The organism is Mesorhizobium sp. LEGMi-168a, from assembly GCF_058312955.1.
On record NZ_JBZEGV010000009.1, the window covers coordinates 1 to 19088 of the forward strand.

Sequence of the window (19088 nt, forward strand, 5' to 3'; positions counted from 1 at the left end):
GTCCGGAACCTCGCCAAATACATCCAGAAACACCATGCCGACCTCCGATCATCCAGAGGTCCTTCAGAATCCATTTCGATAACCGCCGCAAGAGTCCAATTCTACTCATGTGCGATTCCCCTGCCCAGGCACCAGGCCAGCACCGCCTTCTGGGCGTGCAGCCGGTTCTCGGCCTCGTCGAACACCACCGAATGCGGTCCGTCGATGACCTCGTCGGTGACCTCCTCGCCGCGATGCGCCGGCAGGCAGTGCATGAAGAGCGCGTCGGACTTCGCTTTGGCCATAAGCGCTGCATTGACCTGGTAGGGCAGGAAGACGTTATGGCCGCGGGCACGATGCTCCTGGCCCATCGACACCCAGCTGTCGGTGACGACGCAATCGGCTTGGTCGACCGCTTCCTCGGCCGAGCGGGCGAACCTGACCTTGCCGCCATTGGCCTTCGACCAGTCGACATATTTCTCGAACGGCTCGCTGCCCTCCGGCACCGCGACATTGAGATTGAAGCGGAACCGCGCCGAGGCTTCGAGCAGCGAGTGCAGCACATTGTTGCCGTCGCCGGTCCAGGCGAAGGTCTTGCCCGCCACCGGACCGCGATGCTCCTCGAAGGTCATGATATCGGCCATGAGCTGGCAGGGATGGGTGTCGTCGGTCAGCCCGTTGATGACCGGCACGGTGGCATTCTCGGTGAGCTCCAGCAGCCGGTCATGCGAGGTGGTGCGGATCATGATGGCGTCGACATAGCGCGACAAAACCTTGGCGGTATCGGCGATGGTTTCGGAACGGCCGAGCTGCATCTCGGTGCCGGTCAGCATGATGGTCTCGCCGCCGAGCTGGCGCATGCCGACATCGAAGGACACGCGCGTGCGCGTCGACGGCTTGTCGAAGATCATCGCCAGCACCTTGCCTTCGAGCGGCTTCGAACGCTCGCCGGCCTTGAGCCTGGTCTTTCGCGCCACCGCGTCGTCCAGCATGATGCGCAGATCGCCCGCGGAAACGGCTGACAGATCGGTGAAGTGGCGAACGCTCATCGGCAGGATTCCAGAATTACTTCGCGGCTTCGGCCGCAATCGCGTCGGTGAGGCCCCTGGCGCCAGCACGGATGCGCTTCAGCGCCTCGCCGATCTCCTCGTCGGTGACGGTGAGCGGCGGCAAGAGGCGGATGACGTTGTCGCCGGCCGGCACCGCCAGCAGGTGCTGGTCGCGCAGCGCCATATTCACCTTGTTGTTGGGCATGACGCATTTCAGGCCAAGCATCAGGCCGGTTCCCCGGATGCCTTCGATAGTCTCGGGGAATTCGTCGGCGACCGCCGCAAGGCCCTGCTTCAAGAGAAGCGCCTTGCGCTGCACATCCTCGAGGAAGCCGTCTGCCAGCACGACGTCGAGCACGGCATTGCCCACCGCCATCGCCAGCGGATTGCCGCCGAAGGTGGTGCCGTGCACGCCCGCCGTCATGCCGGTCGCGGCATCGTCGGTTGCAAGGCAGGCACCCATCGGGAAGCCGCCGCCGATGCCCTTGGCGATCGCCATCAGGTCAGGCGTCACGCCCGCCCATTCATGCGCGAAGAGCTTGCCGGTGCGGCCGATGCCGCACTGGACCTCGTCGAAGATCAGAAGCAGGCCGTGCTTGTCGCAGAGCTGCCGCAACCGTTTCAGGGATTGCGTCGGCACCGGGCGGATGCCGCCCTCGCCCTGCACCGGCTCGATCAGGATCGCCGCGGTTTCCGGCGTGATCGCCTTTTCGGCGGCGTCGATGTCGTCGAACCCGACCTGGTCGAAGCCCTCGACCTTGGGCCCGAAGCCTTCGAGATATTTATACTGGCCGCCGGCGGCGATCGTCGCCAGCGTGCGGCCGTGGAACGCGCCCTCGAAGGTGATGATGCGGAAGCGCTCGGGGTGGCCCTTGACGAACTGGTGGCGCCGCGCCGTCTTGATGGCGCATTCCAGCGCCTCGGCGCCGGAATTGGTGAAGAACACCTTGTCGGCAAAAGTCGCCTCGACCAGCCGCTCGCCCAGCCGGCGCTGCTCGGGGATCTCGTAGAGATTGGAGACGTGCCACAGCTTGGCGGCCTGCCCGGTGAGCGCCGCCACCAGATGCGGATGGCTGTGGCCCAGCGAGTTCACGGCGATGCCGCCGGCGAAATCGAGATATCGCTCGCCCTTGTCGGTGACCAGCCAGGTCCCCTCCCCGTGGTCGAAAGCCAGGGGTGCGCGAGCAAAAGTCTCGTAAAGCGCCGAACCGCTCATTATATGCGTCTCCGGAACCGGAAATCAAAAAAGCCGCCAATGCGGCGGCCTTTGCGGCTTATCATGTTTTTCGGTCATGAAGTCAACGAAAACGTCGCGCAGAAGCGCGCGGCAAGACTCCGACGGCACGCCGGCTCATAAGCGGTCAGGCAAGTTGGGGAAAACCGAAAAAACCGAATCGTGTTGCCCTGGGGACTCTTGTCACCGAGTCAGCGCTTAAGGTAATTGTAGTCGAGAAATAACTAGATTTCGTGCGGCGGATCTAATCACCCGGTAGATGTGGTGTTATTTGCCCGGCGGGAGCCGGGGCGGGAAAGGATTCTGACTGCCGTACGCCTCAGCAGGAGCGCGGTCTCATGAACTGGACTGACGAGCGGGTCGAACTTCTCAGGAAATTGTGGTCGGAGGGTCTCAGCGCCAGCCAGATCGCCGCACAGCTCGGCGGGGTCAGCCGCAACGCCGTCATCGGCAAGGTGCATCGCCTGAAACTCTCGGGCCGCGGCCGCGCGACCGCAGCGCCTGCACGACAGAAGAAAGCGACGCAGGGGGCCTCGATACAGAAATCGGTGGCTCGCGCGGCAAGCGCGACACGTCACGTGACGGCCTCCATCGGCGCGACCGCGCTGCAGGTGCAGTTCGACGCAGAGCCGGTGGCGCGCCACTATATCCGCCCGGTCGAGAATGTCGTCGTGCCGATCTCGCGCAACCTGCAGCTCGTCGAGCTGACCGAGCGCACCTGCAAGTGGCCGAACGGCGATCCGCTGTCGGAAGATTTCTCCTTCTGCGGCAACGACGCCGCCGAGACCGGGCCATACTGCAAATATCACTCGCGTGTCGCGTTCCAGCCGGCGGCGGAAAGGCGCAGGGCGAGATAGGGGAATAGGGGAGTAAGGCAGTAGGGGAGTAGGTAAAAATAGCGCTTTTGAGCGCGGTTCTCGGCAATTCCTGACATACTCCCTTACTGCCCTACTCCCTTACTCCCCTATTTTCACAGCCACCCATTCTTCTTGAACCGCCAATACAGAAACACGCAGATCAGCGCGATCGCGACCAGCACGGTCGGATAGCCATATTCCATCTTCAGTTCAGGCATGTCGGTGAAGTTCATGCCGTAGATGCCGGCGAAGGCCGTCGGCACCGCCAGGATGGCGGCCCATGAGGCAAGCTTCTTGGAAATCGCCGTTTCCTGGCTCTGTCCGACCAGAAGGCTGGCTTCGAAGGCGAAGGCCAGGACCTCGCGCAGGCTGTCGATCTTTTCCTGCACGGTGCGGATGTGATCGGTGACGTCGCGGAACAGCGGGTGCATGGCGCCGTGGATCTGCGGCAGATCGGCGCTGGTGAGCCGCCGGCAGACCTCGACCAGCGGCAGCGCCGCGTTGCGCAGCCTGAGCAGATCGCGACGCAGCATGTAGAGCCGTTCTATATCGGCGCCGGTCATCGGCTTCAGCAACACCTTGTCCTCGATCTGCTCGACCTCGTCCTCGATCTGCTCGAGCACCGGCATGTAGTTGTCGACGATGAAATCGAGAATGGCATAGAGGACGAAATCCTCGCCCTTGGCGAGCGACGAGGGGCAGCTTTCCCAATGCTGGCGCACCGCGGCGTAGGAGGTCGACGGGCCGTGCCGGACGCTGACGATGTAGCCGGTGCCGACGAAAAGATGCGTCTCGCCGAAGGTAACGCGGCCATCGATCAGCTGAGCGGTGCGGGCGACGATGAACAAGGCATCGCCATATTGCTCGATCTTCGGCCGCTGATGCGGATGCTCGGCGTCCTCGATCGCGAGATCATGCAGGTGAAACTGCGCCTGCACCCTGAGCAACAGGTTGCGGTCGGGCTCGAGCAGGCCGATCCAGACGACATGGTCGGGCCTTGCCGCCCATTCGCCAGCCTCTTCGACCGATATGTCGGCGACGCGCTTGCCGGCGGAATAGACGCTGGACGCAATGATGCCCGATGTCGGCTGCGGGGTCGGGGTCAGGTTTCGAACTTGTTCCATCGCAAACCTCCCGAGACTGCGACTGACAAAATCACTGCATCTGGAGGAGCTTAGCCTAAATTAGAAAGCCGTTCGAGAGGCTGGCTGTTCACGTAGCCGATACCGTCCCTGGGGACACCACCTGGTCGGTCTTGTCACCCTTCGGCCGATCGGCCGGCATCTGGTCGCCGGTGACGATGTAATAGATGGTTTCGGCGATGTTGGTGGCGTGGTCGCCGATCCGCTCGATGTTCTTGGCGCAGAAGAGCAGATGCGTGCAGGGCGTGATGTTGCGCGGATCTTCCATCATGTAGGTCAGAAGCTCGCGAAACAGCGAGGTGTACATGGCGTCGATCTGGTCGTCGCGGTCGCGCACGAAGCCGATCTTCTCAACCGAGCGCGACGCATAGACGTCGAGCACTTCCTTGAGCTGCGTCAGCGCCAGGTTGGCCAGCGCCTCGAGGCCGCGGAACAGGCTGTTCGGCTGGCGGCCGTCGATGACCGCCGCGACGCGCTTGGCGACATTCTTGCCGAGGTCGCCGACGCGCTCGATGTCGGCGGAGATGCGGATGGCGCCGACGATCTCGCGCAGATCCGTCGCCATCGGCTGGCGCCTGGCGATGATGATGATCGCCTTGTCGTCGATCTCGCGCTGCCCCTCGTCGAGGACGAGATCGTCCTGGATGACCTTCTGGGCGAGGCCTGGGTCGGCATTGACCAGGGCCGCGATCGCCTGTTCGACCATGCGCTCGGCATGCCCGCCCATGGCGGCGATGCGCTTCGACAGGAATTTCAGTTCTTCGTCATAGGCACTGACAATGTGGACGGACTGCATGGCTATGCCTTCCCGGTTTCTGCCGGCTGGTGCGTTCCCTCAATCTGTCGCTGATACGCGAGCCGGATGACAGAAAGACGAAATTGCCGGTTGGCAACCAATATAGGATCATTGAGCCGGCAAATGAACCGTGAACGCCGCGCCCTTGCCGACTTCCGACCTGATCGACAGCCTGGCGTTATGACGGGTCAATATATGCTTGACGATCGAAAGGCCAAGACCGGTGCCCTTTTGGGCGCGGCTGCTCTCGACATCGACGCGGTAGAAACGCTCGGTGATGCGTGGGATGTGTTCCTCGGCGATGCCAGGGCCATAGTCTCTTATGGTGACGTCGATGCCTGCATCCTGGCCATCCTCGCTGCGGGCGATGGATACGGTAACATGCCCGCCCGACTGACCGTATTTGCAGGCATTCTCCAGGAGATTCTCGAAAACCTGGAAGAGCTCGTCGCGGTCGCCGGGCACGGAAAGCGGACCATCGACGAAATCCCGCTCGATGACGAGGCCGTTCTCGCTGGCGACCGGGCCAAGGGAATCGATGACGCTCTCGATGGTCTGGCGAAGATCGACCTCGGTCCCCGGCCTGAGATAGGGTTTCATCTCCAGCCGCGACAGCGACAAGAGGTCGTCGATCAAACGCGCCATGCGGCCCGTCTGGTTCTGCATGATCTGCAGGAACTGGTCGCGTGCCGCCGGATCGCCGCGCGCCGGGCCGCGTAAGGTCTCGATGAAGCCGGCGATCGAGGCGAGCGGCGTGCGCAGCTCGTGGCTGGCATTGGCGATGAAGTCGGCGCGCATGCGGTCGATGCGGCGCGCCTCGCTCTGATCCTTGAACACCAGAACGTAGAGATCGGTGGCATGGCCGACCGAAGATGCGCTCACCCGGTATGTGCGCTCGACCGGCAGCTTCTCGGTATAGTCGACGACATCGGAGGCCACGGCCCCCGAGACGATGCCGTCAAGCAGGGCCTGCATTTCGGGCGCACGGAACTTGAGCGACAGCGACATGCCGGGCGCCAGCCCGCCGAAGGCGGCGAAGGCAGCCGCGTTGGCGTGGACGATGCTGGCCGCGCGGTCGAAGATGATCAGCGGGTCGGCGACGGCCGCGGCAAGATATTCGCCGGAGAGCCGCTGCAGCCCGCCGGCCTCGATCGCCGCCGCGCCATCGGCGGACTGGCGTTCGACATCGGCCGGCAACATTGCCGCCGCGACCAACAAGACCAGGGCCAGCAGCGGCACATAGATCGAGATGCCGCCAAAAGCGTAGACGGAGAGGACCGCAACGATGGCCGCGGCCAGCAACCAGCGACGGCGCCGCAGCCGGGCGGCGACGGCTTCCATCGCGCCTCTTCGCTCTGCACCCGTGTCGACCATGCGCTGCCCCGTATCTCCGCGGGTGAAAGTTCGCCCGACCGGACCGGCGCATGACCCCGCAAAAATCGGAATCGATTTTCTGGAATGTTCATGCGCAAAATCAAAGTGCTACGACGTCCCACGTCCGGATGGACGCGGGCGTCGTGGAGGCTCCATAGCATGAGTCCGCAAGCTGGAAAGGGTTCGCCTCGATGAAAAATGCCAAGGAAACCGCCGAAGCGGCGCCCGCCGCGGGACCGATCAGGATCAGGATCGGCGGCAAGGAACGCGAGTTCGACATCGACAACCCGGCGCTTCCGAATTGGATCGAGGACAACAAGCTGACCGCCGGCGGCTATCCGTACGACAAGAAGATGAAGAGCGAAGACTACGACAAGGAGCTCGAGCGCCTGCAGATCGAACTGGTCAAGGCGCAGGCCTGGCTGCAGGCGACCGGCAAGCGGGTGATGGCGTTGTTCGAGGGGCGCGACGCCGCCGGCAAGGGCGGCACGATCTTCGTGCTGCGGCAGTACATGAATCCGCGCACGGCGCGCAACGTGGCGCTGACCAAGCCGACACCGACGGAAACCGGGCAATGGTACTTTCAGCGCTATGTCGACCATTTCCCGACTTCGGGCGAGTTCGTCACCTTCGACCGCTCCTGGTACAACCGGGCCGGCGTCGAGCCGGTCATGGGGTTCTGCACGCCGCAACAGCACGAGAAATTCCTCGACGAGACGCCGCATTTCGAGCGCATGATCTGCAACGAGGGCATCCACTTCTTCAAATTCTGGCTGAACATAGGCCGCGAGACGCAGCTCGAACGCTTCCACGACCGCCGCTGGTCGCCATTGAAGAACTGGAAGTTCTCGCCGATCGACATTGCCGGCATCAACAAATGGGACGACTACACCAGGGCGCGCGATCTGATGGTCGAGCGCACCCACAAGGAGTTCGCGCCCTGGATCATCGTGCGCGCCAACGACAAGCGCCGGGCGCGGCTCGCCGTCATGCAGCGGATCCTGTTGTCGCTGCCTTATGACGAGCGCGATCTCGACACTATCGGCAAGATGGACAAGAAGATCATCGGCGAAGGGCCGTCGTTCCTGGAGAAATAGCGTTCCCCAGCGGCCGGCGATCGGCGCCTCAAGATTACAGCACCGCGCATCCTTCCGGTGCGCGGCGCTGAGGTTTCATGCCGGGTCTAAGCGGCGAGGCGGGCGATCCGCTGCAGCCGCTTCAGCGTGGCGTCGTCCTGGAGCGCCTGCTGGAACAGCGATATCTCGTGGTCGATGCGGTCGCACAGAACGTCCGTATCGCCCTTGAGCAGACCGCGTGTCTGCAACAGCGCGGCAACCGGCTTCTTGGCGAGCTGCCTTGCCCGCGCCAAGGCCGTCTCCTCGGCGCTGCCTTCCACGATCTCGCCGACCAGGCCGAGCGCCTTGGCGTCGTCGACGCCGAGTGTGTCGCCCAGGCAGAAGAAGCGGAAGGCGCCGGCATAGCCGAGCTTCTGGGGCGCCAGGATGCTGGTCGCCGCGTCCGGCACGAGGCCGAAATCGACGAACGGCACCCTGAAGGTGCTGCCCCTCGAGGCAATCACCATGTCGCAGTGGAACAGGATCGTGCAGCCGACACCGACGGCGTCGCCGTCCACGCAGGCCAGGACCGGCTTGGGGAAGGTCGCCAGCATGCGGAACATGTCGGTGACGGCGGCGATCAGCTGCTGGTGCTTGGTGGCGTCGAGGAACTCCGAAAAGTCGCCGCCGAGGCAGAAGCAGCCGGCGAGGCCGCGCAGCACGACCACGCGAACGTCGTCATTGACGGCGGCCTCGTGGAAGGTTCTGGCGAGGCTCGCATAGGCGTGCCTGTCCAGCACCGGCCGGCCATCATGCGAGGACACGGTGACGACCAGCGTGTGGCCGTGCAGTTCCGGTTCAGGATGGAAGCCCATGACCACCTCCCTCACGAAGCCTGCCTCAGGCCGAGCTGGCCGGGGTAGCCGCGGTTGAGCACCGGCAGGAAGTGGTTGCGGCGCTGGCGCACCACATTCAGCGTGTGCTCGGTGAAGGTGAGCAGCGTCGCCACGACCTGCTGGTTGCCATAGGTACGCTGGTAGCCGAGCGGCGTCGCCAGGAAGTGCAGCTGCAGCGCGCGCAGCACCCACATCGGTTCGAACTCGATGATGACCTGGTTGACGTTGCGCTTGAGGCCCCATTCGACGAAGCCGGCGATCAGCTCGGTGCCGACCGTCGAAACGCCGCGCTTACCGTCGCGAAAGCCCGGCGCCACCGCATAGCGGGTCAGCTCCCAGACATTCGGCCCCGACGGAGGCGTCCCTTCGTAGAGATCCGACAGGACGTCGGTCAGAAGGTGCGCCCGTGTCGTCGGCAGCATGCGCTGATAGCCGGCGAGCTCGCCGTTGCGGATGACGAGATGATGTTCGGCCTCGTCATGGTCGAACTGATCGATCTCGAGCCCGTCCGGGCGATCGAGATCGGCCCATCCCATCTCCTCGACGAAGATCTTGTAGCGCAGGCGATGGACCGCTTCCCAAAGGTCGGGACGCTCCATCAATTCCTGAGTGGTGAGGGAAAAAAGCATTAGCCGTCTCCTAGGCTTAAGAGGAAGATACGGCCGGGCTTTCCCGAAAATATTACGCGATCGCGTAGGCAAGAATTTCTAGGTCGGCACCGACCGACCTCGCTAATATAGCCGCGCCTAACCGCCTCCGCGACTGCCCGAACGCAGTTGACGGCGGCCAGTTTGCTTTGGCGTTAAGAAAGTATTAGCCCTCTCTTAAGACGAGGATACGGCCGGCCTTTGCCTAAAATATTACGCGAATGCGTGGGCGACAATTTCTGGGCCGTCACCGGCCGACCTAGCTGATATAGCCGCGCCTAATGGCCTCCGCGACTGCCTGCACACGGTTGGCGGCGCCCAGTTTGCTCTTGGCGTTAAGAAGGTGTTTCTCGGAGGTGTGCTCCGAGATGCCGAGAATCTGCGAAATCTCCCACTCGGACTTGCCGACGGCCGCCCATTGCAGGCATTCGCGCTCACGCGGCGTCAACTCTATGTGGTCGATGACCTTGCCGGCCATGGTGTGAAGCTGCATGGCGCGGCCGATGGCGTAGGTGGACGCCAGCGAAACCATCCCGAACTCGGCCTCCGACAATTCGACGGACTCGCCGCCCAGCGAGACCATGACGATCTGACCGTCGAGCGTGACCAGCGGGAAGGCGAGGCCGTCGCGGAGCTTGAACTCGCGGGCATCGCCCATGACCTCGTCGCTGCTCTTGTCGATGACGATGGCCTGCGAGGCTTCCCGCCACTGGAACGGAGCCTGCAATTGCTTCATGTGGCTGACAACCGGATCATGGTCGACATAGTTGCGCGCCACGTAGCGCTCCAGCCACTCGCCCGGCCAGTCGCAGAGCAGGACGTGGTCCTTCTGCTGGCCGCGCGGGGTGCCGGGGTGCGGCACGGTTCCAGCCATCAGCGCCGTCAGCCCGAAATTCGAGGTGACGCCGAGCAGCCGTTCGCACACCGCCGCCGCCGTGCTGGCGTGCTGCAATTGGTCTATGTATTCGAGAGTTCTATCGAACATGCTCATCGCAACATCTACCCCATGTTGCTTCCTGCTTCATCACTGACGGTAGATGCCCGAACCACCCTTCGCCATCAACCCCCGTGCTGCAAGCTCCCTCGTCGCGCCGGTGATCTCCCCCGTTGCCGGCGCGCGCTGCCACTTGCAAACATGCTAAACCATACGCCGAATTCCCGAGTTTGAAATCAAAAACAATTGTGCCCGCCCCGTTTTCATACGAAAAGCCAAGAACATGACTGGGCGGAGCCTTATCGTGACTTTCCGGTGGATATTTCTGATCGTGCTGTCGGCGCTGATCGGGGCGCTGCCGCTTGCCGGCGCGACTCAGGCCGCGGAGCCGCAAGTTCCGGTGCTGTGGGATGCCAAGGAGCGGCTGCCCAAGCCCGATCTTTCGGCGCTGCCACGGTTGAGATTCCTCACCACCACCGATTTTCCGCCCTTCAATTTCCTCGACGGCTCAGGCCGGCTGTCGGGTTTCCACATCGACTTGGCAAGGGCGATCTGCGCTGAGCTCGGTATCGTCGAGAAATGCCAGATCCAGGCCTTGCCCTGGAACGAGCTCGACGCCGCGTTGCAGAAGGGGGAAGGCGAGGCGATCATCGCCGGCATCGCGGCAACGCCGGAAAGCCGCGAGAAATACGCCTTCTCACGTTCCTACCTGCAGTTCCCGGCGCGCTTCATCATGCCGAAGGCCAAAGCGTTCACCGAACCGATCCTCGACAAGCTGCGCAGCAAGCGGGTCGGTGTCATTGCCGGCTCGGCGCATGAAAAGATGCTGCGCGACTATTTCGGCACTGTCCAGGTGGTGCCCTTCGACAAGCCTGAGACCCTCTACGCCGACCTCAAGGCCGGCAAGATCGATGCCGCCTTCGGCGACGGCATGCGGTTTTCGTTTTGGCTTGGCGGTTCCGACGCCGCCGGCTGCTGCCGTTTTGCCGGCGGCCCCTATCTGGCGCCAGAATATCTGGGCTCAGGCATGGCGATCGCCACCAGGGCCGGCGATCCGGCGCTGGCGGCCGCCTTTGACTACGCGCTGCAGGAAATCTCCATCAAGGGAACCTTCGCCGAGTTCTATCTGCGCTATTTTCCGGTGAGCTTTTTCTGAGGGCTGCCGATATTCAGGTGATGCCGGCCTGCGAATGGCGGTTTCCTCCGCTTCCGGTGCTCACGTACTTTAAGTACGTTCCGCTCCGGTTCTCGGAAACCACCATTCTCGGCTCAGGCTGACCTGAATCTCAGCAGCCCTCGATCCGTGCTAATTGTCACGTGAGCGTGCGCAGGCGCGCCTTGGCCGCGCGGGCGATCGCGGCGACGGTCAGCGTGTCGAGATCGAGCTTCAGGCGGATGAGCTGCAGCACCCGCACCTCCTCCATGCGCATTTCGAGATCGACGGCCGCGACCTCGAAAGCGGCCGCATAAGCCGTGTCACGCAGCCGTTCGGGCAGCGCTTCCGCGGCGCCGGCGAGCACGCCCTCCAGCCCGTCCTTCTCATGCAGCGCCTTCTGACAGGCTTGAGCAACCGCAACCAGCCTGTCCTGGTTGAAGTCAACGAACACCGGCCACGAGCGGACGACGTCGCCGATCCGCGCCAGTTCGACATCGGTCATGTCGCGATCGGAAGCCGAGGTGATGACCATCAGATGGATCAGGGCTTCGTGTGGCGTCAAAGGCATTCAAAACTCCTTGATAACATGGCCCCAACGTAGGAGCGCCATTGTGGCGCCGCAAGGAAAACCGCCGCAAATCGTTGACGCTCCGGCCAGTCGCGCCTAGAGACCGGTTGAAAAATCTTACCCGCGGCGAAAGCCGGCACATGACTGGACCTTTGACATGACGGGATCAAACATCATCGATCTCAATCCCGAGATGCTTGCGGCGGCCGCCGAGAGCAAGGCGTGGCCGTTCGAGGAAGCCAAGAAGATCATTGCTCGCTACAAGGACAAGGATTTTCCGGACACCGTCCTGTTCGAGACCGGCTATGGCCCGTCCGGCCTGCCGCATATCGGCACCTTCGGCGAGGTGGCGCGCACCACCATGGTGCGGCACGCCTTCCGGGTGCTGACCGGGGACAAGGTCAAGACCAAGCTCCTCTGCTTCTCCGACGACATGGACGGCATGCGCAAGATTCCCGACAATGTGCCGGATCGCGCAGCGCTCGAGCCCTATCTGCACAAGCCGCTGACGGCGGTGCCCAATCCCTTCGGCGGCGACTATGCGAGCTTCGCCGACCACAACAACGCGATGCTCTGCCGCTTCCTCGACACGTTCGGCTTCGACTACGAGTTCGCCAGCGCGACGAAGTACTACAAGGAAGGCCGCTTCGACGAGGTGCTGCTGCACGCCGCCGAGCGCTATGACGAGATCATGGCAGTGATGCTGCCGACGCTTGGGCCGGAGCGCCAGGCGACCTACAGCCCGTTCTTGCCGATCTCGCCGAAAAGCGGCCGCGTGCTCTACGTGCCGATGAAGCATGTCGACGCCAAGGCCGGCACCATCACCTTCGACGACGAAGGCACCGAAACCACGCTGCCGGTCACCGGCGGCAAGGTGAAGCTGCAGTGGAAGCCGGATTTCGGCATGCGCTGGGCGGCGCTCGGCGTCGATTTCGAGATGTTCGGCAAGGATCACCAGACCAACGCCGCGATCTACGACCGCATCTGCAACATCCTCGGCGGCCGCGCGCCGGAGCATTTCGTCTACGAGCTGTTCCTCGACGAGAACGGCCAGAAGATCTCGAAGTCGAAGGGCAACGGCCTCACCATCGACGAGTGGCTGACCTATGCGCCGACCGAGAGCCTCGGCCTCTACATGTACCAACGGCCGCGGCAGGCCAAGAAGCTCTACTTCGACGTCATCCCCAAGGCGGTCGATGAATATTATTCCTTCCTCGGCGCCTATCCGCGGCAGGACTGGAAGGAGCGGCTCGGCAACCCCGTCTGGCACATGCATGACGGCAATCCGCCGCCCATCGATCTGCCGGTGCCGTTCGCGCTGCTGCTCAATCTGGTCAGCGCCTCAAACGCGCATGACAAGGCGGTGCTGTGGGGCTTCATCTCGCGGCATGCGCCGGGCGTGACGCCGAAGACCCACCCTGAGCTCGACCGGCTGACCGGCTATGCGATCCGCTATTTCGACGACTTCGTGAAGCCGACCAAGGTCTATCGCGCCGCCGACGAAGTGGAGCGCGAGGCGCTGGCGAAGCTCTCGGAAGCGCTCGCCGCCCTGCCGCAAGGCGCCGACGGCGAGGCGATCCAGAACGCGGCGCTCAACGTGGCGCGGCGGATCGAGCGCTATCAGGACCATTCCAAGCAAAGCCCGGAGGGCGGCCCCGGCGTGTCGGTCAGCTTCTTCCAGATGATCTACCAGGTGCTGATCGGGCAGGAGCGCGGGCCGCGCTTCGGCTCCTTCGCGGCGCTTTACGGCATCGCAGAGACGCGCGCGCTCATTGAGCGGGCGTTGGCTGGTCAGTTGGCGGCGTAACCGCGCCGTCGTCCGCCGGCAGAATAGAGCTTGGCGCGGCAGGCGCCGGGCCGGTAGCGGCCGGCAATGCCGGCAGGCCACCGAGCTTCGGCGCCGCGCCGAAGATGCCTTTTTTGGCCGCGTGCGCCTTGTCGCCCGCCTCGACATAAGGGCTGCCTTGCGCGGCGCGCGCCCAGCCGTTTTCCACCAGCCACTCGCCGATATCCTTGTTGCCGACGCGGCATTCGCCCGAAATGGTATCGCGGCCCCCCTCCGGCGGCACGGTGCAGACCACGGTGCGCCCGCGCAGGAAGGCGCGGAACGCCGTTCTGGCGCGCGCGCCGCAAGCCCAGGACTTGCCTTCGTCGCTGCAGGTTTCTTCCGCTTTGACGATGTCGATGCCGGCGATGGCGACAGCGTAGCCTTTTGCCTCGATGAAGCCGGCGGCGGTGGCAACCGGCTGGAACAGCTTGGTGCCATTCCAGTCGTCCGGCATTTTCAGCTTGGGCGGCTTGGGCGGACCGGCCAGCGCCAGATCGCTGAGCGGCGCGCGCGGCTCGACCCGTTCGAGCGTCTCGTCGGGCATTTCGGGCGGCGCCACGACTTCGGGATCGATCGATCGCGAATGTGCTGGCGGCTTGGGCGGCTGCGGAGCGGCCGGCGCTGGAATGGCGGAGGTTGCCGGTTCCTCGGTCTCCGGCTCCTGGGGCGCCGCGCCGGTGCCTTGCCCCGGAAGCATATCGGCCGGATCGATCTGGTCGACCGTGACGACGCTTTCGCTGCCTTTTAGCGAGCGGCCTCCAGCAACGACCAGCGCCGCCATTGCCGGAACTGCCAGAACCGCGAGGGCAAAATGGAGGACCCGCACAGGCCCGGACCTACTGGCTTGCCCAGACGATCCGCGCCACCCATTCGACATCGCGCATCGGGATGTCGCGGTCCGGGTGAGCGGGATTGAGCGAAACCAGCACGATCGACTTGGCGGTCAGCCGTTCGAGCACCTTGGCCATGACCTCGCCGGCGGCGGTCTTGACGACGACGCGGTCGCCCTTGCGCGTCGGCGCGCCCGGTTCGACGATCAGCACGTCGCCATTGCGGTAGAGCGGCAGCATGGAATCGCCCTGGACCTTCAGCGCATAGGAGGTTTCGGCCGCCCGCGCCGGAAGCTCCACCAGATCCCAGCCCTGCCCCGAGGGATAGCCGGCATCGTCGAAGAAGCCGCCGGCGCCGGCCTGGGCGAAGCCGAGCAACGGCACGGCGATGCGCGACTGCGGCGCGGCAGGGCTGCCGCGACCTTCGACCAGCACGGTGAACTCTTCCAGCGAGGCGCCGGTGGCCTCGATGATCTTGGCCAGCGATTCGGTCGACGGCCAGCGCGGCCGGCCGTCGGAGGACAGGCGCTTCGACTTGTTGAAAGCGGTCGAATCGAGGCCCGCGCGCCTGGCGAGACCGGAAGCCGACAGCGAATAGCGCTCGGCGAGAGCGTCGATTGCGGCCCAGACGCGATCGTGTGAGAGCAAGTCCGCTCTCCTTCGAAACAGGAAAAAATGCCTCAACGCTGTCTAGCGCGCGGCGGGTTGATTGTCCACTGGCGAAGCGTCAGGTCGCCGGCAATCAGGCCCGCTTGGCCTGATCGCGCAGGTTCTGGTGCGAGGTCATGAACGCCCGTTCGGTTTCGGTCGGCGGGCGCGGCTCGGCGGAACGGCCGAGCGCCGCGACAACGTCGTCGATCTCGAGAAAACGGCGACCACGACGGTCGTAGACGCCGCCAGTGGTCAAGATCAGCGCGGCCGTCTCGCCATTGTCGAGGACGAAGCGGTGCCTGCCGATCACGGAAGTGCCTTCCCAGGTCTCGATCGACGATAGCACCTCGAAGCGGCGCCACAGCCTGATCTCGCGCACATAGGTCACCTGCAGCCCGCCGATCATCGGCGCCCAGCCGTTGCGGCGCGCGAGCGCGACCAGACCGACGCGAAGAAAGACATCGATGCGGCCAAGGTCGGCCAGCATCATGTAGCGCGCATTGTTGAGATGGCTGTTGAAATCGATGTCGGTCGGCAGGCAGCGGAAGGCCAGCCGACTCTGATCGCCGACCACGTAAGGGCCACGGCTGGACGCCGTGGCCATCATGCGCGCGAGGCGCCCCCAGACATACATGACTGGGCGTCAAGCGGCCTTCTTCACCTCGCCCTTCTGATAGGGGTCGAAGCGCTGGTAGAAGGTCTCGCCCTTCTCTGCCATGTCGAGCAAAAGCTTGGGCGACTTGAACTCGGCGCCGTATTTCTTGTGCAGGCCCTTGGCGATCTTGACGAAACGCTTGGCGCCGATACCGTCGATGTAGGAGAGCGCGCCGCCGGTGAAGGGAGCGAAGCCGAAGGCGAGGATCGAGCCGACATCCGCCTCGCGCGGATCGGTGACGATGCCTTCCTCCATCACGCGAACCGCCTCCAGCGCGATGGTGATCAGCAGGCGCTCCTTCAGCTCCTCATAGTCGACCTTCTCGGGCTTGAGCTGCGGATAGAGATCCTTGAGCCCCGGCCATAGCTTCTTCTTGGCCGGCTTGGCGGGATAGTCGTAAAAGCCCTTGCCGTTCTTGCGGCCGAAGCGGCCATGCGTGTCGACCATGGTGTTGATCAGCGCCATCTGCTTCGGGTCGACGGCCTTCTCGCCGAGATCCTTGATGGTTTGCTTCATGATCTTCTGGGCAAGGTCGATCGCCGTCTCGTCGGTCAGCGCCAGCGGGCCGACAGGCATGCCGGCGGCCTTGGCGGCGTTCTCGATCATCGCCGCCGGAACGCCCTCGATCAGCATCTTGTAGGCTTCCGACATGTAACGGAGGACGCAGCGGTTGACGTAGAAGCCGCGCGTGTCGTTGACGACGATCGGCGTCTTCTTGATGGCGCGCACGAAGTCGATGGCTACCGCAAGCGCCTTGTCGCCTGTCTTCTTGCCGAGGATGATCTCGACCAGCATCATCTTGTCGACTGGCGAGAAGAAGTGGATGCCGACAAAATTCTTCGGCCGCGCCGAATTCTTCGCCAGCGCCGTGATCGGGATGGTCGAGGTGTTGGAAGCGAAGATCGCCGACGACTTCAGCACCGCTTCCGCCTTCTCGGTGGCGAGTTTCTTGACGGCCGAATCCTCGAAGACAGCCTCGACCACGAGGTCGCAGCCGGCAAGATCGGCATAGTCGGCAGTCGGCGTGATCAACGACAGAAGCTTGTCTTTGTCCTCGGGCTTGGCGCGGCCCTTCTTCACCTGATCCGCCATCAGGCTGTCGGAATGCGCCTTGCCCTTCTCGGCCGATTCCATGTCGCGGTCGAGCAGCACCACCGGAATGCCGGCCTTGGCCGTGACATAGGCGATGCCGGCACCCATGAAGCCGGCGCCGAGGATGCCGATCTTCTTGAACTTGGTGTCCGGCACGCCGGCCGGGCGGCGCGCGCCCTTGTTCAGTTCCTGCAGCGACACGAACAGCGAGCGGATCATCGCCGCCGCCTCCTTGGTCTGCATGATCTCGGTGAAATAGCGCTGCTCGATACGCAAAGCGGTGTCGAACGGCACCAGCAGCCCTTCATAGACGCATTTCAGGATCGCGGCGGCAGCCGGGTAATTGCCATAGGTCTCGCGGCGCAGGATAGCGATGGCCGGCGGCCAGAGATTGGCGCCAGCCGCCGAATAGATCGGACCGCCCGGCAGCTTGAAGCCCTTTTCGTCCCAGGGCGCGACCGGCTTCAGGCCGTTCCTGATCATCGCCTTGGCGGTCTCGACAAGCTTCTTCGGCTCGGCGATCTCGTGGATCAGGCCCATCGACTTCGCCTTCTGCGGCGTAAGATTCTGGCCGGAGGTCAGCATCTGCAGCGCCTGCTGCTGATCGGTCAGCCGCGGCACGCGCTGGGTGCCGCCGGCGCCCGGGAAGATGCCGATCTTCACCTCGGGAAGCGCCATCTTCACCTTGTCGGAATCGGCGGCGACGCGGCCGTGGCAGGCGAGCGACATCTCGAAGGCGCCGCCCATGCAGGTGCCGTTGATCGCCGACACCCATGGCTTGCCGCAAGTCTCGATCTTGCGGAACAGGCCGGTCATATAGCCGGCATTGTCGAACAGTGCCTTGGTCGCCTTTTGGAGGTCCTTCTCCTTTTCGACGGCGAAGGTGGCGAGCATCTTCTGCAGCATGGTGATGTCGGCCCCGCCGGAGAAGCTGTCCTTGCCCGAGGTGATCACCGAGCCCTTGATGGCGGCGGCGCCGGCCACGTGATCGACAATGGCGTTAAGCTCGCGCATCGCCTCTTCGGTGAAGACGTTCATCGAGCGGTCCGGCATATCCCAGGTGACCAGAGCGATGCCGTCGGCGTCCACGTCGAGGGTGAAATTGGTGTAGCTCATCTTTTTCTCTCCCCGTCAGACGCGTTCGATGATGGTGGCGGTGCCCATGCCGGCGCCGATGCAGAGCGTGACCAGAGCGGTGTTCAAGTCGCGGCGCTCCAGCTCGTCCAGCACCGTGCCGAGGATCATCGCGCCGGTGGCGCCGAGCGGGTGGCCCATGGCTATCGCGCCGCCATTGACGTTGATCCTGTCGTGCGGGATGTCGAAGGCCTGCATGTAGCGCAGCACAACCGAGGCGAAGGCCTCGTTGAGCTCGAACAGGTCGATGTCCGACAGCTTCATCTTGGCGCGCTTCAGAAGCTTCTCGGTGACGTCGACCGGGCCGGTCAGCATCAGCACCGGCTCGGAGCCGATATTGGCGAAGGCGCGGATGCTGGCGCGGGGCTTCAGGCCCATCGCCTTGCCGGCCTTCTTCGAGCCAAGCAGCACGGCAGCGGCGCCATCGACGATGCCGGAGGAATTGCCGGCATGGTGGACGTGGTTGACCTCCTCGACTTCCGGGTGCTTCTGCACGGCGACCGCATCGAAGCCGCCCATTTCGCCCGGCATGACGAAGGACGGATTGAGCGAGGCGAGCGACTGCATGTCGGTCGAGGGCCGCATGTGCTCGTCACGGTCGAGGATGGTGAGGCCGTTCTGGTCCTTGATCGGGATCACCGAGTTCTTGAAGCGGCCCTCTTCCCAGGCCTTGGCCGCGCGCTTCTGGCTCTCGACCGCATAAGCGTCGACATCGTCGCGGCTAAAGCCGTATTTCGTCGCGATCAGGTCGGCCGAGATGCCCTGCGGCACGAACCAGCCGGGCAGGCCGACCGACGGGTCCATGAACCAGGAGCCGCCGGACATGCCCATGCCGACGCGCGACATCGATTCGACGCCGCCGGCGATCACGATCTCGTCCGCGCCTTGCGCGATCTTGGCGGCGCCGAAATTGATGGCGTCGAGGCCCGAGGCGCAGAAGCGCGAGATCTGCATGCCCGGCGCCTTGGTGTCGTAGCCGGCCTCGAAGGCGGCAGCGCGCGGGATCACCGAGCCCGCCTCGCCGACCGGATCGACGCAGCCGAAGATGATGTCGTCGACATTGCCGGTGTCGAGCCCGTTGCGGTCGCGCAGCGCCTCAAGCGTCTTGGCGGCGAGCCGCACGGCCGGCACCTCGTGCAGCGAGCCATCCTTCTTGCCCCTGCCGCGCGGCGTGCGCACGGCGTCGTAGACGTAAGCTTCTGCCATTTTTC

General features: G+C 64.0%; 18 protein-coding genes. 4 read left to right on the plus strand and 14 right to left on the minus strand.

The features are described from left to right. Nucleotides 1-101: 101 nt before the first annotated feature. Both argF and AC4FWB_RS14445 read right to left on the minus strand, forming a co-directional pair. On the minus strand, nucleotides 102-1028 hold the full coding sequence (gene argF, locus AC4FWB_RS14440) for an ornithine carbamoyltransferase (protein WP_491026796.1): 927 nt from the start codon (nucleotides 1026-1028) through the stop codon (nucleotides 102-104). Between the two features lie 16 nt (nucleotides 1029-1044). Beyond that, nucleotides 1045-2244: an aspartate aminotransferase family protein gene (locus AC4FWB_RS14445; RefSeq protein WP_491026797.1), complete on the minus strand. Its 1200-nt coding sequence runs from the start codon at nucleotides 2242-2244 to the stop codon at nucleotides 1045-1047. A 356-nt stretch (nucleotides 2245-2600) separates the two neighbouring features. On the opposite strand from AC4FWB_RS14445, the gene AC4FWB_RS14450 reads away from it, so the two are divergent. Beyond that, the gene (locus AC4FWB_RS14450) at nucleotides 2601-3119 is read left to right on the plus strand and encodes a GcrA family cell cycle regulator (RefSeq protein WP_491026799.1); all 519 of its coding nucleotides are present in this window, start codon (nucleotides 2601-2603) and stop codon (nucleotides 3117-3119) included. A gap of 113 nt (nucleotides 3120-3232) precedes the next feature. On the opposite strand, the gene AC4FWB_RS14455 is transcribed toward AC4FWB_RS14450, so the two are convergent. The 3 genes from AC4FWB_RS14455 to AC4FWB_RS14465 form a co-directional block, all read right to left on the minus strand. Continuing rightward, a complete protein-coding gene (locus AC4FWB_RS14455) occupies nucleotides 3233-4243 on the minus strand; it encodes a magnesium and cobalt transport protein CorA (RefSeq protein WP_491026800.1) in 1011 nt (336 codons plus the stop codon). An 88-nt stretch (nucleotides 4244-4331) separates the two neighbouring features. Then, on the minus strand, nucleotides 4332-5057 hold the full coding sequence (gene phoU / locus AC4FWB_RS14460; RefSeq protein ID WP_491026801.1) for a phosphate signaling complex protein PhoU: 726 nt from the start codon (nucleotides 5055-5057) through the stop codon (nucleotides 4332-4334). Between the two features lie 108 nt (nucleotides 5058-5165). Next, a complete protein-coding gene (locus AC4FWB_RS14465) occupies nucleotides 5166-6431 on the minus strand; it encodes a sensor histidine kinase (RefSeq protein ID WP_491026802.1) in 1266 nt (421 codons plus the stop codon). Nucleotides 6432-6622: 191 nt separating this feature from the next. On the opposite strand from AC4FWB_RS14465, the gene ppk2 reads away from it, so the two are divergent. Beyond that, nucleotides 6623-7528 (plus strand): polyphosphate kinase 2, encoded by a 906-nt coding sequence (gene ppk2, locus AC4FWB_RS14470; RefSeq protein ID WP_491026803.1) that lies wholly within the window; start codon nucleotides 6623-6625, stop codon nucleotides 7526-7528. An 86-nt stretch (nucleotides 7529-7614) separates the two neighbouring features. On the opposite strand, the gene AC4FWB_RS14475 is transcribed toward ppk2, so the two are convergent. The 3 genes from AC4FWB_RS14475 to AC4FWB_RS14485 form a co-directional block, all read right to left on the minus strand. After that, nucleotides 7615-8361: an enoyl-CoA hydratase-related protein gene (locus AC4FWB_RS14475; RefSeq protein ID WP_491026804.1), complete on the minus strand. Its 747-nt coding sequence runs from the start codon at nucleotides 8359-8361 to the stop codon at nucleotides 7615-7617. Between the two features lie 11 nt (nucleotides 8362-8372). Further along, entirely contained in the window at nucleotides 8373-9011 is a 639-nt protein-coding gene (locus tag AC4FWB_RS14480; protein ID WP_491026805.1) for an acyl-homoserine-lactone synthase, read from the minus strand. Nucleotides 9012-9288: 277 nt separating this feature from the next. After that, nucleotides 9289-10020, minus strand: coding sequence for a LuxR family transcriptional regulator (locus tag AC4FWB_RS14485; RefSeq protein WP_491026806.1), 732 nt, complete (start codon nucleotides 10018-10020; stop codon nucleotides 9289-9291). Between the two features lie 226 nt (nucleotides 10021-10246). Here AC4FWB_RS14485 and AC4FWB_RS14490 point away from each other — a divergent pair, with 226 nt between their 5' ends. Continuing rightward, entirely contained in the window at nucleotides 10247-11119 is an 873-nt protein-coding gene (locus tag AC4FWB_RS14490; protein WP_491026807.1) for an ABC transporter substrate-binding protein, read from the plus strand. A gap of 157 nt (nucleotides 11120-11276) precedes the next feature. Here the strand turns inward: AC4FWB_RS14490 and AC4FWB_RS14495 are convergent, their stop codons facing one another. Continuing rightward, complete coding sequence (locus tag AC4FWB_RS14495; RefSeq protein ID WP_292339817.1) at nucleotides 11277-11687, minus strand: tellurite resistance TerB family protein; 411 nt, start codon at nucleotides 11685-11687, stop codon at nucleotides 11277-11279. A gap of 157 nt (nucleotides 11688-11844) precedes the next feature. Between AC4FWB_RS14495 and AC4FWB_RS14500 the strand changes: the two genes are divergently transcribed. After that, nucleotides 11845-13494, plus strand: coding sequence for a lysine--tRNA ligase (locus AC4FWB_RS14500; protein ID WP_491026808.1), 1650 nt, complete (start codon nucleotides 11845-11847; stop codon nucleotides 13492-13494). Here AC4FWB_RS14500 and AC4FWB_RS14505 read toward each other — a convergent pair. The 5 genes from AC4FWB_RS14505 to AC4FWB_RS14525 all read right to left on the minus strand — a co-directional run bounded on the left by AC4FWB_RS14505 (nucleotide 13457) and on the right by AC4FWB_RS14525 (nucleotide 19083). Continuing rightward, nucleotides 13457-14341 (minus strand): thermonuclease family protein, encoded by an 885-nt coding sequence (locus AC4FWB_RS14505; protein ID WP_491026809.1) that lies wholly within the window; start codon nucleotides 14339-14341, stop codon nucleotides 13457-13459. The two genes, AC4FWB_RS14500 and AC4FWB_RS14505, sit on opposite strands and share 38 nt — an antisense overlap. Nucleotides 14342-14351: 10 nt before the next feature. Beyond that, on the minus strand, nucleotides 14352-14993 hold the full coding sequence (locus AC4FWB_RS14510; RefSeq protein ID WP_491026810.1) for a S24 family peptidase: 642 nt from the start codon (nucleotides 14991-14993) through the stop codon (nucleotides 14352-14354). A 94-nt stretch (nucleotides 14994-15087) separates the two neighbouring features. After that, entirely contained in the window at nucleotides 15088-15630 is a 543-nt protein-coding gene (locus tag AC4FWB_RS14515; protein ID WP_491026811.1) for a thioesterase family protein, read from the minus strand. Nucleotides 15631-15639: 9 nt separating this feature from the next. Further along, complete coding sequence (locus tag AC4FWB_RS14520) at nucleotides 15640-17859, minus strand: 3-hydroxyacyl-CoA dehydrogenase NAD-binding domain-containing protein (protein WP_491026813.1); 2220 nt, start codon at nucleotides 17857-17859, stop codon at nucleotides 15640-15642. A 15-nt stretch (nucleotides 17860-17874) separates the two neighbouring features. Next, complete coding sequence (locus tag AC4FWB_RS14525) at nucleotides 17875-19083, minus strand: acetyl-CoA C-acetyltransferase (RefSeq protein WP_491026815.1); 1209 nt, start codon at nucleotides 19081-19083, stop codon at nucleotides 17875-17877. Between the last annotated feature and the right edge of the window lie 5 nt (nucleotides 19084-19088).

What these genes read in the sequence shown, in the direction of transcription:
- AC4FWB_RS14455 (WP_491026800.1), bottom strand. Translation starts at nt 4,243, where the DNA reads ATGGAACAAGTTCGAAACCTGACCCCGACCCCGCAGCCGACATCGGGC.
- AC4FWB_RS14490 (WP_491026807.1), top strand. Translation starts at nt 10,247, where the DNA reads ATGACTGGGCGGAGCCTTATCGTGACTTTCCGGTGGATATTTCTGATC.
- AC4FWB_RS14485 (WP_491026806.1), bottom strand. Translation starts at nt 10,020, where the DNA reads ATGAGCATGTTCGATAGAACTCTCGAATACATAGACCAATTGCAGCAC.
- AC4FWB_RS14495 (WP_292339817.1), bottom strand. Translation starts at nt 11,687, where the DNA reads ATGCCTTTGACGCCACACGAAGCCCTGATCCATCTGATGGTCATCACC.
- AC4FWB_RS14520 (WP_491026813.1), bottom strand. Translation starts at nt 17,859, where the DNA reads ATGAGCTACACCAATTTCACCCTCGACGTGGACGCCGACGGCATCGCT.
- ppk2 (WP_491026803.1), top strand. Translation starts at nt 6,623, where the DNA reads ATGAAAAATGCCAAGGAAACCGCCGAAGCGGCGCCCGCCGCGGGACCG.
- phoU (WP_491026801.1), bottom strand. Translation starts at nt 5,057, where the DNA reads ATGCAGTCCGTCCACATTGTCAGTGCCTATGACGAAGAACTGAAATTC.
- AC4FWB_RS14480 (WP_491026805.1), bottom strand. Translation starts at nt 9,011, where the DNA reads ATGCTTTTTTCCCTCACCACTCAGGAATTGATGGAGCGTCCCGACCTT.
- AC4FWB_RS14465 (WP_491026802.1), bottom strand. Translation starts at nt 6,431, where the DNA reads ATGGTCGACACGGGTGCAGAGCGAAGAGGCGCGATGGAAGCCGTCGCC.
- AC4FWB_RS14515 (WP_491026811.1), bottom strand. Translation starts at nt 15,630, where the DNA reads ATGTATGTCTGGGGGCGCCTCGCGCGCATGATGGCCACGGCGTCCAGC.
- AC4FWB_RS14500 (WP_491026808.1), top strand. Translation starts at nt 11,845, where the DNA reads ATGACGGGATCAAACATCATCGATCTCAATCCCGAGATGCTTGCGGCG.
- AC4FWB_RS14450 (WP_491026799.1), top strand. Translation starts at nt 2,601, where the DNA reads ATGAACTGGACTGACGAGCGGGTCGAACTTCTCAGGAAATTGTGGTCG.
- argF (WP_491026796.1), bottom strand. Translation starts at nt 1,028, where the DNA reads ATGAGCGTTCGCCACTTCACCGATCTGTCAGCCGTTTCCGCGGGCGAT.
- AC4FWB_RS14525 (WP_491026815.1), bottom strand. Translation starts at nt 19,083, where the DNA reads ATGGCAGAAGCTTACGTCTACGACGCCGTGCGCACGCCGCGCGGCAGG.
- AC4FWB_RS14475 (WP_491026804.1), bottom strand. Translation starts at nt 8,361, where the DNA reads ATGGGCTTCCATCCTGAACCGGAACTGCACGGCCACACGCTGGTCGTC.
- AC4FWB_RS14445 (WP_491026797.1), bottom strand. Translation starts at nt 2,244, where the DNA reads ATGAGCGGTTCGGCGCTTTACGAGACTTTTGCTCGCGCACCCCTGGCT.